The sequence below is a fragment of the Glycocaulis sp. genome, from assembly GCF_052168375.1.
GTDB lineage: Bacteria > Pseudomonadota > Alphaproteobacteria > Caulobacterales > Maricaulaceae > Glycocaulis.
The window spans coordinates 1-14,817 of record NZ_JBQLZR010000004.1 but is presented as its reverse complement, the minus strand read 5'-3'; the positions used below and the strand labels follow the sequence as shown (position 1 = coordinate 14,817).

Genomic DNA, 14,817 nt, shown 5'->3' with positions numbered 1-14,817 from the left:
ACCTTGAAAAACGCATGCGCGAGGCCGCCGCCAATCTCGAATTCGAGGAAGCGGCACGGCTAAGGGACGAGATCAAGGCGCTGGGGGAGTAGGGGATTATGTTGCTATCTGAACTGGCGAAGCGAATTTCGCCGGAATCTACCATTCTATTTCTTGGCGCAGGCGCATCAATACCCTCCGGGGCGCCCAGCGTTAAGGACCTATCAGCTGTTATGCACGCCGAACTATCTAAAGATGCATCCAGCCTGAACCTCTCAGAAATTACCCGACTAGTAGAAACCAAACTTGGTCGACCACATCTAATAAAAGTTTTGAGAGAAAAATTCTCTAAAATAAAGCCTGCTAGAGGAATGCTTAACATTCCGCTATATAAATGGGCCGGAATATATTCTACCAATTATGATACGCTTCTAGAATCCGCATATGAAGAAAGAGGCCTCTCTGCCCAAGCAATTTGTTCGTCGTTCGACTATTCAAAGCAACTTGATAAACCCCCTGTAGCCACCATCTACAAGATACATGGGTGCATCAACAAGGATGAGGTTGATGGATACTCAAACCACCGCATAATTATTACGACAAACGATTATAAAAACTATAGAGACTACCAAGAGCAAATATATCGACTGTTAGATGCTCAACTCGATGCAAATGACTTATTGATAATCGGACACTCTCTCGCCGACCCACATATAAAAGAACTTATATTGAAATCACAGGAGTATAAAGAAAAATACAAATCACCAAGAAAGTCATATCTGCTTATTTTTAATCGTGACGATGACCTTGCCACGCTATACGAAGATGATGGCTTGCAGGTCGCTTTTGGCGGATTGGATGACTTTTTTGCCGAGCTAGCAAAATCTGGTTGCGAGATTAAGTCAAGTTTTAATTCAAATTCACTACTACATAAGGACATCGTACCAAGCACTATTCATGTGAATGCGTTAAATCTTGAGCTGTCGCACGATGTGAACCGCATGTTTCATGGCGCGCCAGCAACGTTCGCTGATGTCGAACAAGGCTATACGTTCCGGCGAGATGCATTCGACAGAATTATGAACACCCTGAACACTAATCGCAGCCCAGAGCGCGCTCAAATCGCGACGATAATTGGGGCCAGCGGCGTCGGGAAGACGACATTGTCGGCTCAGCTGGCGGTTGGGCTAGCCAAAGATAATTGGCAGGTCTTCTGGCATGATCCCGATATGCCATTTTACTTTAAACCATGGCTTGATACCGCTCTAGATTGCGAGCGTCAAAAAATTAAAACGGTTTTGTTTTTAGATGATGTTCACGTTCATTTATTTGAAGTAAATAGATTGGTAGATAGCCTCGACTTGGCCAAAATGAGTTATTTTAAAATAGTCGCCGTATCAAATCAAGGGAACTGGAATCATAGAGTTAAGTCTCCCGCTTTTTTCAAATTTGGACAGGTTTTTCGCATTGCGAACTTATCTGATACCGAAATCGACAGCCTGTTGCATTTGATTGACCACAACACCGCAATTTCTCGTCTGGCGATGAGTGCTTTTCAGGGCTTCGATCCTGTTCAACGAAGGAAGAGGCTTAAAGATCGGGCTCGCGCTGATATGTTTGTCTGTCTAAAGAATATCATTGCATCCGACGACCTTGATGTAATAATTCTCCGGGAGTTTGCTGACCTGGATGAAGATCTTCAAGAGGTGTATCGAATTGTCGCTGCACTAGAGACTGCAGGGATTAAAGTTCATAGACAGTTAATAGTACGCAGTTGCGGTTTGGAGGCGGCCTCCGTTCAAGGAATTATTTTACGACTTGCCGATGTTATTAGCGAGTATGATGTTGATTCTGGACAGGGCATTTTCGCTTGGCGCGGCAGGCACCCTGTGATCTCCGCACTCATATCGAAATATAAATATAATGATAATGAAGAGTTCCAAGCCCTTCTGGAAAAGGTGATAGACAGCCTAAACCCTGTGTATCAAATTGAGCGATACAGCATTCGGAACTTGTGCCACGATCACAATGGCATTCCCAGGATACCCAGTATAAGCAAGCAAAATGATCTTCTGCGTCGGATGATCTCAAAGATGCCTGCAGAGCGCGTCCCTCGGCACGCTTTGATAAAAAACTTGCTGAACAACAATCAACTTCCACAGGCGGAAACTGAAATTCGGCTTTTCGAGTCGGAGTTCAACGAAGATAGCCCAGTTTTAAGATACAAAGTTTATTTAGATATAAATCGTGCAACAAAAACTCCCGGCATCATGCTGGAAGATAAATTGTACTGGATCGGGCGTGCGGAACAAAATGCCCGTCGTGGTGCAAGGAAATTTGAAAGCAATAAGTTTGCTTTGCGCTTGCTATGCGACGTCGGGATTGCAAAGTACAAATTAACCAAAGATTTAGCACTTTTTCGTGAGGGAATAGAAGTGCTTCAAGCGGCTGAACGGAGCTTAGGTGATCCGGATATAGGCCAACTTGTCCATCACTACCAACAGAGGGTTGGAAGTGTTGTGGCGGATGAGATTGAGATTGTGGATTTAGAGGACTAAATCACCCCACCCTTCGATAAATCCCGTCAATGCGCACGTCGCCGTCCAGGATGTCGAGATAGGTGCGTATGACCTGTTCGAGCTGGTCAAGTGTTTCGATTGTGCAGAAGCCTTCCGGGTCGCGGGTGATGCCGGCCTCGGCCAATGCCTCGTCGGTCAGGACATGGCAATCGGGCTGGTGATAGGTGGTCATGCCGTCATAGACGAAGACCACGCCATAGCCGATCCCGTCCTCGCGCGGCCACTGGCCGATATAGGTGTCGCCGGAGAGCCGTCTCAGCCGTGCATCCTGATGGGGGAAGTTCGGCGCGTCCGAGGTGTAGCGCCGGGTGAAGAAGCCATAGTCGATACGGCCAGCCCAGGTCACCCCGCCCCATTCATTGCCCTCGGTATCAAACGGCGTATGGGTGTATTCGCCGGGCGGCATGGCGCGCATCGCATGGCGCGAGCCGATCAGCTCCTCCTGACTGGTAAAGCACCCGCTCAGCAATAGAGCGGGCGCGAGCAGGAGGAGCCGAGCGAGGCCCCTCATACCGGCTTGCAGGCGGATGTGAGCCAGGCATGCACTTGCCGCTCATCGGCCACCAGCGGCCCCACCTTTTCCAGCACGGCGGCATGGTAGATGTTCAGCCAGTCGCGGTCCTCCGCGCTCATCAGGCTCATATCCAGAAGGCCGGTATGGATCGGGGCAAGCGTGAGGGTTTCAAACCCCATCATCGGCCGCTCACCGCCCGGCAGGTCTTCCGGCGGGGTGACGACCTGCAGCGTCTCTATGCGGATGCCCCAATGGCCGGTCTTGTAGAAGCCCGGCTCGTTGGAAAAGATCATGCCGGGTTTCAGCGCAATCGTGTTCGGCGCCTTGGCGATGCGCCCCGGCCCTTCATGCACGGACAGGTAACTCCCCACCCCGTGGCCGGTGCCATGGTCATAATCCATCCCCGCCATCCACAGAGGCTGGCGCGCGAGGGCATCAAGCTGGCTGCCCGTCGTGCCTTCGGGGAAGCGGATGCGGGCAAGCGCGATATGGCCCTTCAGCACGAGCGTGAAGGCGCGGCGCATCTCGGCGTCCGGCTCGCCAATCGGCACGGTGCGGGTGATGTCGGTCGTGCCGTCCGGGTATTGCCCGCCGGAGTCCACCAGATAGAGCGTGCCGGGCGAGATCTTGCGCACGGTTTCAGTACTGACGCGGTAGTGCGGCAGGGCGCCGTTCGGCCCGGCGCCGGAAATGGTTTCAAAGCTAATATCGCGAAAATCGGGCAGCGCCCGGCGGATCGTCTCCAGCTTCACCGCCGCGCTGATCTCGTCTTCATTGCCCGACTGCGCCTCGGTGTCGAGCCAGTGGAGGAAGCGCACCATGGCCGCGCCATCGCGAATGTGCGCGCGGCGCGAGCCCTCGATCTCGACCGCGTTCTTGATCGCGCGCGGCAGGGCCACCGGGTCCGGCGCGCGCTTCACGGTCGCGCCGCCCTTTTCGAGCTGGTTGAAGACATGGGCGCTGGCAATCGCCGGGTCGACCATCACGGTTTTTCCGGCGAAGCCGGTCAGCGCGCTATCAAACGAATCCTCCGGTTCGATGGATATTTTGTTGCCGCCAACAGGATAGACGTCAGAAACCTGCTTTTCGGGGTCGAAAAACCCGTGAATCGACCCGTCCGAACGTATGATCGCGCGTCCCAGACCTATCGGCGCGCACGCGACATCATGCCCACGCAGATTGAGGATCCAGGCGACCGATACCGGATCGGTCAGCACGGCGGCATCCGCGCCAGCCTCCTGTATTATCTTGGCAATCTGGTCCAGCTTCTCCTCAACGCTGCGCCCGGCGAGGGTGACAGGGTGGGGATTGATTTTCGCTCTCGGCGCGGGCGGGCGATCCGCCCAGATTGTATCCACCGGATTGGGATCCACTATCCGCATGTGGACACCGGCCCTGGCTGCCGCCGCCTCTATCCGCGCAATCGCGTCCGGGCTGTGCAGGCGGGCATCATAGCCGATCACCTCGCCTTTACGGCCATTTGCGGCGATCCAGCCGGCAAGGCCGGGCTCTGGAAAGCCTTCAAAGCTGAAAAGCTCTCCATCAACCTGCGCCCGCACCTGCAGGGTATAGCGCCCGTCGGTGAAAACAGCCGCCCTGTCCCGCATCACGATGGCCGCGCCGGCACTGCCCGTGAAGCCGGTTACCCATGCGAGGCGATCCGCGCTCGCGGGGACATATTCGTTGTTGTACTCGTCCTCATGGGGCACGAGAAAGCCATCAAGGCCGAGGCGCTCCAGCGCCTTTCTGAGCAAAGGCAGGGCCTTGCGGCCATTGGCCGGGCCGCCCTTGGGGGTGAAGGTCTGGATGGTCGAAGGGGGGATTATCTGGGTCATGGGGGCACGCTAATCCTCTGCCCGCCGCCGATCAATCGGGGCGTGCTGTGTGCGCCCTATCCGGCGGGACATGGCGCAGCCCCGCTCTCGCAAGCGCGCCCTTTTCCCCCTAATAAGGCGGGATAACCCGCCCCGTCAGCGCGAAGGAAAAACACCCCATGTCGACACTCTGGCGCCTGCTCGCCATCGGTCCTGCCGCGCCCATGAAGGCCGCTGACGCCGTGCTGAATGCGTGGGAAGACGGGCCTGCCCTGTCCTGGTCCTTTTTCGAGGATGGCAGCGAAACGGTCTGGCGGCTCGACGTGCTTTTCGCGCAACAGATTGAAGTAGATAGGTTTTTGGGCGAGATCGGTCTGACGGGCGCAGACATTGATGTCCAGTTCGCGCCCCTGCCGGAGGAGGATTGGGTACGCCTCTCGCTGGCCGGCCTGCCAGCGGTGAAGGCCGGGCGCTTCGTCATCTATGGCGAGCACGCCAGGGGTGAGCTGGCTCCTGGCGAAATCGGGATAGAGATCGAGGCTGGCCCTGCCTTCGGCACCGGCCATCACGGCACGACCCGCGGCTGCCTCATCGCCTGCGACAGGATTTTTGCCTCACAAAATCAAGAAGTTAAGACCGTTCTCGATCTGGGTTGCGGCACGGGCGCACTCGCCATCGCCGCCGCCCTGCTCTGGCCCGATGCGCGCATTCTTGCGTCGGATATCGACCCCGAAGCGGTCGCCGAAACCGATATCAATACCGCCAAGAATGGCGTCTCCAGCCGCATAGAGGCAATAACCGCCGACGGATTTACCCACCCCGCCTTTGAGGGTGCTATATTCGATCTCGTCTTCGCCAACATTCTCGCCGGCCCGCTGCAGGAACTCGCCCGGGCACTGGCACAGCGTCTCGCCCCGCGCGGACGGGCCATCCTGTCCGGCTTGCTGGAAGAGCAGATCGCCGCGGTCGAAGCGGCCTATACGGAAGCGGGCCTTTTCACCGAGCACACCGACATCATCGAGGGCTGGGCCATCCTGACACTGAAGGCGCGCTAGCGACTGCCATCACGCCTTCAGGATCAGTTCCAGGCAAGCGTCGATATGCGCCTCAATCTGCCGGGAATCGGCCGGATTCTTGCCCGTAAGTATCTGATATTCCGGGGCGAGAACCAGTGGCAGGGAGAAGGCACCCGACAGCACAAACATGAGGTGTTCAGGGTCGCCGGATGCAATCAGGCCTTCGCCCTGTGCAGACCCGATCAGCGCAATGATGCGGTCATTCATCGGCTTCTGGTGATTGGCAATCAGCCATTCGAGGCGGGCCGTATGCTCCGCCCCCTCCTGCAGCAGCAGGCGCATGTGCTCGGGATGGGCTGCGAGCGTGGAGATATGGGCCCGGATTGCTGCCTTGTAGAAGGCAAGCCCGGAAAGACCCGCCGTCTGTTCAAGCTCGCGGGCCAGGTGCGCGTTCACCCGGCCGTAGAGGCGCTCAACCGCCGCCTCCCACAGGCCCTGCTTGGACTTGAAATGATACATGATCAGCGGAACGGGCGAACCACAGGCCCGCGCCACATCACTGACCGACGCGCCAGCAAACCCGCGCTGGGCAAACAGCGGAATGGCCGCGTCCAGAATGCGGCTCTGCGTCGCCTCGCGCTGGACATCGCGCTCGTTCATCCGCGCCGGGCGGGTATCGGTTTTCATGCTCATGAGCAAAGAATTACTGGCTTTGGCCAGCAAGGTCGAGCCTCGTCACGCGCGCGTCACGAAGCTCGCCACCACCTTCTTCTCGCCCGCCTTGTCGAAGGCTACGGTGAGCTTGGCGCCATCGGCAACCACAATCCGGCCATAGCCGAATTTCTGATGGAACACCCTGTCCCCGCGGCCAAAGCCGCCTGAGCCGGCATCGCTGCTGTCGATCAGCTTTGCCTTGCCCTCGATCACGCCCGGATCGCGCCGCGCGCCGCTTTCCTGCGCGGCCTTGAAGCGCTTCCAGCCGGGGCTGTCATAGGCCGAGCGGAAAGGATCAGCCGGTTCGGCCACGCCCTGAAAACCCGGCCCGGCATCGTAATAGCCGGTCTCCGACTTCGCCTCGGCGTGCTCCTGGGGCAATTCGTCGATGAAGCGCGAAGGCAGGACGGACTGCCAGCGCCCGAAGATCATGCGGTTGGCGGTAAAGGAGATGATCGCCCGTTCGCGCGCCCGGGTAATGCCGACATAGGCTAGCCGGCGCTCTTCCTCGAGGCTGGCCGTGCCGCCTTCATCAAGCGAGCGTTGCGACGGGAACACCGTCTCTTCCCAGCCCGGCAGGAAGACCAGCGGAAACTCCAGCCCCTTGGCGGCGTGCAGCGTCATCAGGGACACCTCGTCGCCATCGCTCGCAGAATCGAGATCGGCCACCAGCGAGACGTGTTCCAGATAGGCTTCCAGCGTATCAAAGCCGCCCATGGAACGAACCAGTTCCTTCAGATTGTCGAGGCGTCCGGCGGCCTGCGGGCTCTTGTCCTCGCGCCACATCGCCGTGTAGCCGCTCTCATCGAGAATGATCTCGGCCAGCTCGTCATGGCGCATCGTGTCAGCCTGCGACCGCCAGCGCTCGACATCGCGCAGAAAGACCTGCAGGGCGGTACGCGCCTTGCCGCGTATCTCGTCGGTCTGGACCATGAGGCCCGCCATCTCGCTCATCGAGACACCGGCAGAGCGGGCGGCAGCGGCGATCTTCTGAACGCTCGTCTCGCCAATCCCGCGCTTGGGCACATTCACGATCCGCTCGAAGGCCAGATCGTCATCGGCCGAGCGCACAAGACGCATATAGGCATGGGCATCACGCACTTCGGCACGCTCGAAGAAGCGCGGACCGCCAATCACCTTGTAGGGCAGGCCCAGCATGATGAAACGGTCTTCAAAAGCGCGCATCTGCCAGGACGCCCGCACCAGAATGGCGATATCATTGTGCTGGCGGCCGGACCGGACATAGGCCTCGATCTCGTCGGCGGCAAAGCGCGCTTCGGCCTCGCCGTCCCACAGCCCGCGTACCTGCACCTTTTCGCCGGGATCGTCCTCGGTCCACAGGGTCTTGCCCAGCCTGGCCCGGTTGGAGCGGATCAGACCCGATGCGGCCCCTAGGATGTGTCCGGTCGAGCGGTAATTGCGCTCCAGACGGATCACGGTAGCGCCCGGAAAATCGGTCTCGAAGCGCAATATGTTGTCCACTTCTGCGCCGCGCCAGCCATAGATGGACTGGTCGTCATCGCCCACGCAGCACAGATTGCCCGAACCGCGCGCCAGAAGGCGCAGCCACAGATATTGGCAGACATTCGTGTCCTGGTACTCGTCGACCAGGAGGTAGCGGAAGCGCCGGTGATAAAGCTCCAGCACGTCAGCGTTCTCGGTGAAGATCGTCAGATTGTGCAGGAGCAGATCACCGAAATCACAGGCATTGAGCACCTTCAGGCGCTCCTGATAGAGGCGGTACAGTGCATCGGCCTTGCCGTCTGCAAAGGTCCAGCGATCCTCCTCGCCCAGCTTTTCCGGCCGGATGCCCCGGTTCTTCCAGCCATCGATCAGGCTCGCCAGATGACGCGGCGTCCAGCGTTTCTCGTCAATGCCTTCGGCTTGCAGGATCTGCCTGATCAGGCGCAGCTGGTCATCGGTATCGAGAATGGTGAAAGAGGATTTCAGCCCCACCAGCTCGGCATGACGGCGCAGTATCTGGGCGGCAATGGAGTGGAAGGTGCCAAGCCAGGGCAGGCCTTCCACCGCCTCACCGATGATCGACCCGACGCGCGCCTTCATCTCGCGCGCCGCCTTGTTGGTGAAGGTGACCGATAGGATTTCATGGGGCCGGGCGCGCCCCGTCGCCAGAATGTGGGCAAGGCGGGTGGTGAGCACACGTGTCTTGCCGGTACCGGCACCGGCCAGCACCAGAACGGGGCCTTCGGTTGCCTCGACCGCCGCGCGCTGTTCTGCGTTCAGTCCTTTGAGATAGCCCGGCACACCATCCGGGCCGTGGGCAGGCGGACGGGCAGAGGCTTGCTGGGACAGGGGCACAGAATTCATGGCGGCCTTGATGCGGCTGGGTCGATTCGAGCGAGGCGAACAAAACTAGCACGCCTTGCCCGGTTCGGCAGGGGGTGGATCAGCGTCCGACCTTGCCTGACACGGCGCAGGGCGGCTCTGGCTCCGCGTGGAGCAAGCTGATAGTTTTTGCGCCATCCGGCCCGGACAGTCCATTGCAGGAACCGATCAATGCCAGCTGCCAGCGCTTCACCTGCCCCCGCCTTTGCATCCGAGGACGGAGGGCGTCCGGGTGCTGGCGCCAATGACGCCATCCTGCGCGACTTCTGGTATGTGGCCCTGCCCGCACGCGAACTGAAAACCGGGCGCACAAAGTCGCTCACCCTGTGCGGTATCGAGCTTGAGCTGAAACGTGAGGCCAGCACTGTCACTGCAACCGCCAAGACGGGCGAAAGCCTGCAAGCGACTGAGCAAGAGGGCCTGATCTGGGTCTATGTGCCAGAAGCCCATGGGCATGCGCCAGACGTCCCGCCGCCTGCTTTCAACGGCCCCGGCGGCGCGCGCGTCCAGTTTGTCGAGGAAGCCCACCTCCCCTGCCACATCGATGATGCGGCCTATGGCCTTCTTGATCCGGCACACGGGCCTTACGTGCACGCAAGCCCCATCTGGCGCAGCTCCAAGACGCTGAAAGACAAGGCGAAGGACTACGAACCGAGCGAGCTCGGCTTCACCATGGTCCCGCACGCGCCGGTCAACTCCAAGCTCTACAACATTATTGGTGGGTCGATCCGGGTCTCGATCGCCTTCCGCCTGCCAGGCCTGCGCATCGAGCGCATCTGGAACGAGAAGCACACCGTGCTGGGCGTGACCGTCCTGACGCCGGTCGATGCCAACCGCACCATCATCCGCCAGGTCTTCTACTGGGACACGCCCGTCCTGACCGTCATCAAGCCCATCGCGCGCCTCTTCACCCGCCCCTTCCTGCAACAGGATGTGCGCATCATGGCGCTGCGCCAGCAGGGCCTCGCCTTTGGCGCAAAGGGCATGCTGATCCGCGACGCCGACCAGCTGTTCATCTGGTACCAGCGTATCAAGAAGGAAATTACGGATGCTCGTGCACAAGGGCGCGCCTTCGTGAATCCGGTCAAACCGGCCACGCTGCGCTGGCGGACGTGAAACCTTCTTGTCGCTTTTCACCTTCTAAAATGATATCTTGAAGATATCATTTTAGAAGGTGCGTCATGAAAGCCTTGATCGGCAAATGGGGGCAGTCCCAAGCGGTCCGGTTGCCACGGGAAATTTCCGAGAACCTCAAGCTTCAGGCAGGCGACGAGGTCGAGATGGAGCTTGTGAACGGTAAGCTCGTCATCACCCCCCTCAAACGGCCAGCCAAGCTCGACCCGAAGGCGCTGTTTGCTCAGATGGAGCAATGTGATCCGCCTGCAGAGATTGACTGGGGACCCGCGCGAGGCGCAGAGATTTGGTAGCCTCGTCTTGCGTGTTTCAGCCCGGAGATCTTGTCTGCATCGAACTGACGGACAGCGCTGGCCACGAGCAGGCCGGCAGGCGGCCCGCCGTAGTGGTTTCAGTAAAGGACTATAACGCCAATTCCAGCCTTGTTCTGATCTGCCCTGTCACCAGCAATGACAAGCCCTGGCCGTTCAAGATCAGGCTGGAGGGCGAGCTGAACGGTATCGAGGGCTATGTGCTGGCAGACCAGATTCGCGGTATTGAACCGGCAGCCCGCTTTGCACAGCCCGTTGGCACGGTCAGTGCATCATGTCTGGATAGACTCCAGGCATTGATAGCCGTGCTGATCGGCTTGCAACCTACCCCCTGAAGCCAAGCGCGATGAGATAGGTCTCTGAGCTGTCAGCGCGGCTGGCGGCGGGCTTGGCGTGCTTCACCTTGTCAAAGCGCGGTTTAAGGCGCGCGAGCACTTCGCTTTCGGTACCGCCCTGGAACGCCTTGGCGATGAACGCACCGCCGGGCTTCAGCGTCTCGAGCGCGAAATCCGCAGCCGCCTCCACCAGCGCCACGATACGCAGATGGTCCGTGCTCTTGTGGCCGGTCGTCCACGGCGCAAGGTCGGACATGACGAGGTCTGCCGGTCCGCCCAGCGCAGCCTTCACCGCATCGGGCGCCTCCGGGTCGGTAAAGTCCATCGTCATCAGGACAGCGCCTGCGATGTGGTCCATCTCCAGAAGGTCAATGCCCACGACATGGCTCGCCCCGCGTTTCAGCGCGACCTGCACCCATCCGCCCGGCGCCGCGCCAAGATCGGCGATGCGCATGCCGGGACGCAGGAGCGAGAATTTCTCGTCCAGCTCGATCAGCTTGTAGGCGGCCCGCGAGCGATAGCCTTCCGCCTTCGCCCGCAGCACATAAGGGTCGTTCAGCTGCCGCTCCAACCAGCGCTGGGAGGACACCTTGCGCTTCTTGGCCGTCTTTACCCGCTCGTGAAACTGCTTGTCAGCGCGCTTGCTGCCGCCTGCCGTGACCGGTCCGGAGCGACGCCGGCGGCGTTCTTCCGGCGGATCATCATCCTTGCCCGAACTCATGCGGCATCTCCTGAACTGGCAGCTTGACGGGACCGGGCCTTCCGTCCCCGCCGGCCGCGCTTGCGGCGCGGATAGATGAGGTTGAGAAGAAGGCCTTCGCGAAGGCCCCGGTCACCGACGCGCAGGCGCGGTACCGGCCAGCCATCCATCACCGTCTCCAGAATGGCGCAGCCCGCAACCACCAGATCGGCGCGTTCGGTGCCGATGCACCCTTCTCCGGCGCGCCCGGCAGCATCCTTGGTCGAAAGTCGGTCACAGGCCTTGCGGGCCTCGTCATGCGTCATCCAAAGCCCGTCGACCCGGTTGCGGTCATAGCGGACAAGATCAAGATGCACGCCGGCGATGGAGGTGACCGTGCCGGACGTGCCGACCATGTGCGCCTTGCCCGCTTCAAACAGTGCGCGCAGGCGCCGGGCGCCCTTGGGGATATGGGTTTCCTTGCGTACCTCGGCCTTCATGGCTTCATACCAGGCGGCACGCTCGGCCGTGCTCGCGTTGGCCGGCTCCGGGCAACGCTCGGACAACGTCACCACGCCGAGAGGAATGGTGGTCCAGCCGCGAATGCCGGGACGGCCGGCATCGGGATAGCCGCCTCGCGCGCGCCATTCGGCCAGATCGAGCCAGCACAGCTCTGTTGAGCCGCCACCAATATCGACCACGACCGCGGCTTCAAAGCTGTCATCGAGAAGGTCAAGACTGCCCTGGACGGCCAGGCGCGCCTCTTCCTCCGGTGAGATCATGTCGAGGACAAGTCCGGTCTCGCGCTCGACCCGGTCAAGAAACTCGCGCCCGTTCGACGCCATGCGGCAGGCCTGCGTTGCCACGGCGCGCATACGGGTGACATTGCGCCGTTGCAGCTTCTGCGCACAGATGCCAAGTGCCTCGACCGCGCGGTCCATCGCCTCGTCGGACAGCACACCGCTGGCGCCCAGCCCTTCGCCGAGACGCACGATCCGCGAAAAGCTCTCCACCACGCGAAAGCCCCGCGACGCGCGCCGGGCCATCAGCATGCGGCAATTATTCGTGCCGAGGTCTATCGCGCCGAAGATGACGTCATGCCGGGAGCGGGGCTTGCCGCTTTTGCGCGAATCCGTCTCCGGCCGCCCGCCGGAGTCCTGCGTGTCCATCGTATTCAATTCCTGAAGCCCGGCCCCTCAGCCAAGGCGCGCAACCTTTCGGCGCGCTGCGCTTTGTCTGACGGAACCGGAACGGTTCATGTGTTGAAGAGAATGATAACATGATTGTGAGACGATGACAGGTGCCTGTCCTGCGCGTGCTCATGCAGCGCCGGGCTCGCATCGGGCCGCAGCCGGACTAAATTACCGGCAAGTCCTTACGTCATAGAGGAAAACCGCCGTGCGCAGTGCGCGATTTGCCATCGGGGACGTTGTCCGCCACCGCCTCTTCCCGTTCCGGGGCGTGGTGTTCGATGTCGATCCGCAATTTGCCAATACGGAGGAATGGTGGCTTTCCATTCCCGAGGCGATCCGTCCGCACAAGGACCAGCCCTTCTACCATGTGCTCGCCGAGAACGAGGCCAATTACTACACGGCCTATGTCTCCGAGCAGAACCTGCTGGCCGACGCCCATAATGGCCCTGTCGGCCACCCGGAAGCCTCCCAAGTCTTCGAGACCTTTGATGGCGAACGCTACCGTGTGAAGCCCGAGATTGCGTCGCGCGCGAACTAGACGGACCGCCGCCTATTCCCTGGAGTAACGCACCACTTCCTGCTCGATAGCACCGAAGATCGACTTGCCAGCCTTGTCACGCATATCGATGCGGATCGTATCGCCGGGCTTCATGAAGGCAGTTGCCGGCTTGCCGTCATTAATCGTCTCGATCATGCGGATTTCAGCGATGCAGGAATAGCCCTTGCCGCCTTCGCTGACGGGTTTGCCCGGGCCGCCATCCTGCTTGTTCGAGACCGTGCCTGACCCCACGATGGTGCCCGCAGTGACCGGGCGGGTCTTGGCAAGATGCGCGATAAGCTCCGGGAAGCCGAACGTCATGTCAACGCCCGCGTTCGGCTCGCCAAAGAGCTTCCCGTTATACTGGGAACGCAAAGGCAGGTGCAGGCGCGCGCCGTCCCATGCCTCGCCGAGCTCGTCCGGCGTCACCGCAACTGGCGAGAAGGCGGTCGGCGGCTTGGACTGGAAGAAGCCGAAACCCTTGGCAAGCTCGCCTGGAATGAGCCCGCGCAAGGATACGTCATTGCAGATCATGACGAGGCGGATTGCTTTTGCCGCCTCATCGGGCGTGCAACCCATCGGCGCATCGCCGGTAATGACCGCCACCTCGCCCTCGAAATCGAGGCCCCAGCTATCATCACCGAGCGGGATGGTGTCACGCGGCCCCAGGAAAGCGTCCGAGCCGCCCTGATACATCAGCGGATCGGTCCAGAAACTGTCGGGCATCTCGGCGCCGCGCGCTTTGCGCACCAGCTCCACATGGTTCACGTAGGCCGAGCCATCCGCCCACTGGAAGGCGCGCGGTAGCGGCGACAGCGCGTCATGCTCATGGAAGCGTTCACGCGGAATGGTCTCGCGGTGCAACTCCTGGGACAGGGTTTCGAGCTTCGGCGCGGTCACCTCCCAGTTGTCGAGCGCGGCCTGAAGGGTCGGCGCGATGTGGCTCGCATCGCTGCACCAGGCCAGGTCCTTCGAGACGACCACCAGACGGCCATCGCGGCTGCCATTCTTGAGGCTGGCTAGTTTCATCGGAAGTTCTCCTTCTCGCGAAAGCGCTGGGTCAGGCGGGTAGATAGCTGGGGGAAACCGTCATGAATTGTCCGTCTTCATCAAGCCATTCCAGCTCGCCATCGGCAATGCCGAAGCGGGCGCCATGAAGGCCAAGACGGCCGTCTTTCACCGCCTGCATGATGAAAGGAAAGGACATCAGCCGCTCCAGAGAGCGCTTGATCGAGCGCAGCTCCATGCAGTCGCTAAGCTCACCATGGCTGGCTTGCTCGCCCATTTCGCGCCGGGCTTCGTCGAGCACCGGCTTGAGCGGATCCAGCCAGCGCTCGATGAACTGCGTGCCTTCCGCGCTGCCCGTTGCAGCTGCATGGACACCGCCACAGCTCTTGTGACCCAGTACCACGATATGGTCGACGCCCAGTGCCTTCACGGCAAACTCCAGCGCCGCCGATACGCCGTGATGCGCGCCATCGGGCTCATAGGGCGGCACCAGGTTGGCAACATTGCGGACAATGAAAAGCTCGCCCGGACCGGCATCGAAAATGGCGGCCGGGTCGACCCGGCTGTCCGCGCAGCCGATCACAAGCGCGTGCGGCGCCTGTCCCTGAGCAAGTTTCTGCCAGATGCGCTGCTTGGTCTCAAAGCGTTCGGCACGGA

The 14,817-nt window shown here is 60.3% G+C and carries 15 protein-coding genes; 7 read left to right on the top strand and 8 right to left on the bottom strand.

The genetic code is table 11. From position 1 onward, the window contains the following. The coding region (locus tag ACTS2Z_RS00105; protein ID WP_442571201.1) for a UvrB/UvrC motif-containing protein at positions 1-92 on the top strand (92 nt) is incomplete at its 5' end. A gap of 6 nt (positions 93-98) precedes the next feature. Next, the gene (locus ACTS2Z_RS00100) at positions 99-2,537 is read left to right on the top strand and encodes an SIR2 family protein (RefSeq protein WP_442571200.1); all 2,439 of its coding nucleotides are present in this window, start codon (positions 99-101) and stop codon (positions 2,535-2,537) included. Position 2,538: 1 nt separating this feature from the next. Here ACTS2Z_RS00100 and ACTS2Z_RS00095 read toward each other — a convergent pair whose 3' ends face one another. Both ACTS2Z_RS00095 and ACTS2Z_RS00090 read right to left on the bottom strand, forming a co-directional pair. Further along, a complete protein-coding gene (locus ACTS2Z_RS00095) occupies positions 2,539-3,069 on the bottom strand; it encodes a hypothetical protein (protein ID WP_442571199.1) in 531 nt (176 codons plus the stop codon). Next, entirely contained in the window at positions 3,066-4,907 is a 1,842-nt protein-coding gene (locus ACTS2Z_RS00090) for an aminopeptidase P family protein (protein WP_442571198.1), read from the bottom strand. The genes ACTS2Z_RS00095 and ACTS2Z_RS00090 overlap by 4 nt, the downstream gene beginning before the upstream one ends. Before the next feature lie 158 nt (positions 4,908-5,065). Here ACTS2Z_RS00090 and ACTS2Z_RS00085 point away from each other — a divergent pair, with 158 nt between their 5' ends. After that, positions 5,066-5,941, top strand: a complete 876-nt coding sequence (locus tag ACTS2Z_RS00085) for a 50S ribosomal protein L11 methyltransferase (protein WP_442571197.1) — start codon at positions 5,066-5,068, stop codon at positions 5,939-5,941. Between the two features lie 9 nt (positions 5,942-5,950). On the opposite strand, the gene ACTS2Z_RS00080 is transcribed toward ACTS2Z_RS00085, so the two are convergent. Continuing rightward, complete coding sequence (locus ACTS2Z_RS00080; protein ID WP_442571196.1) at positions 5,951-6,595, bottom strand: TetR/AcrR family transcriptional regulator; 645 nt, start codon at positions 6,593-6,595, stop codon at positions 5,951-5,953. Between the two features lie 42 nt (positions 6,596-6,637). Beyond that, the gene (locus tag ACTS2Z_RS00075) at positions 6,638-8,944 is read right to left on the bottom strand and encodes an ATP-dependent helicase (protein ID WP_442571195.1); all 2,307 of its coding nucleotides are present in this window, start codon (positions 8,942-8,944) and stop codon (positions 6,638-6,640) included. A gap of 189 nt (positions 8,945-9,133) precedes the next feature. On the opposite strand from ACTS2Z_RS00075, the gene ACTS2Z_RS00070 reads away from it, so the two are divergent. From ACTS2Z_RS00070 to ACTS2Z_RS00060, 3 genes are all read left to right on the top strand, one after another. Then, entirely contained in the window at positions 9,134-10,078 is a 945-nt protein-coding gene (locus ACTS2Z_RS00070) for a hypothetical protein (protein ID WP_442571194.1), read from the top strand. A gap of 65 nt (positions 10,079-10,143) precedes the next feature. After that, entirely contained in the window at positions 10,144-10,389 is a 246-nt protein-coding gene (locus ACTS2Z_RS00065) for an AbrB/MazE/SpoVT family DNA-binding domain-containing protein (protein WP_442571193.1), read from the top strand. Between the two features lie 11 nt (positions 10,390-10,400). Further along, a complete protein-coding gene (locus ACTS2Z_RS00060) occupies positions 10,401-10,742 on the top strand; it encodes a type II toxin-antitoxin system PemK/MazF family toxin (protein WP_442571192.1) in 342 nt (113 codons plus the stop codon). Here the strand turns inward: ACTS2Z_RS00060 and ACTS2Z_RS00055 are convergent. Together ACTS2Z_RS00055 and ACTS2Z_RS00050 are read right to left on the bottom strand one after the other, a co-directional pair. Then, the gene (locus tag ACTS2Z_RS00055; RefSeq protein WP_442571191.1) at positions 10,732-11,463 is read right to left on the bottom strand and encodes an RlmE family RNA methyltransferase; all 732 of its coding nucleotides are present in this window, start codon (positions 11,461-11,463) and stop codon (positions 10,732-10,734) included. The two genes, ACTS2Z_RS00060 and ACTS2Z_RS00055, sit on opposite strands and share 11 nt — an antisense overlap. Beyond that, positions 11,460-12,590 (bottom strand): Ppx/GppA phosphatase family protein, encoded by a 1,131-nt coding sequence (locus ACTS2Z_RS00050; RefSeq protein WP_442571190.1) that lies wholly within the window; start codon positions 12,588-12,590, stop codon positions 11,460-11,462. Before ACTS2Z_RS00050 ends, ACTS2Z_RS00055 begins: the two co-directional genes overlap by 4 nt. Positions 12,591-12,819: 229 nt before the next feature. Between ACTS2Z_RS00050 and hspQ the strand changes: the two genes are divergently transcribed. Beyond that, positions 12,820-13,152 (top strand): heat shock protein HspQ, encoded by a 333-nt coding sequence (hspQ, locus tag ACTS2Z_RS00045; RefSeq protein ID WP_442571189.1) that lies wholly within the window; start codon positions 12,820-12,822, stop codon positions 13,150-13,152. Between the two features lie 12 nt (positions 13,153-13,164). Here hspQ and ACTS2Z_RS00040 read toward each other — a convergent pair whose 3' ends face one another. Together ACTS2Z_RS00040 and ACTS2Z_RS00035 are read right to left on the bottom strand one after the other, a co-directional pair. After that, a complete protein-coding gene (locus ACTS2Z_RS00040) occupies positions 13,165-14,181 on the bottom strand; it encodes a fumarylacetoacetate hydrolase family protein (RefSeq protein WP_442571188.1) in 1,017 nt (338 codons plus the stop codon). A gap of 31 nt (positions 14,182-14,212) precedes the next feature. After that, positions 14,213-14,817, bottom strand: a 605-nt coding sequence (locus tag ACTS2Z_RS00035) for a carbonic anhydrase (protein WP_442571187.1), incomplete at its 5' end; no start/stop codon positions are given.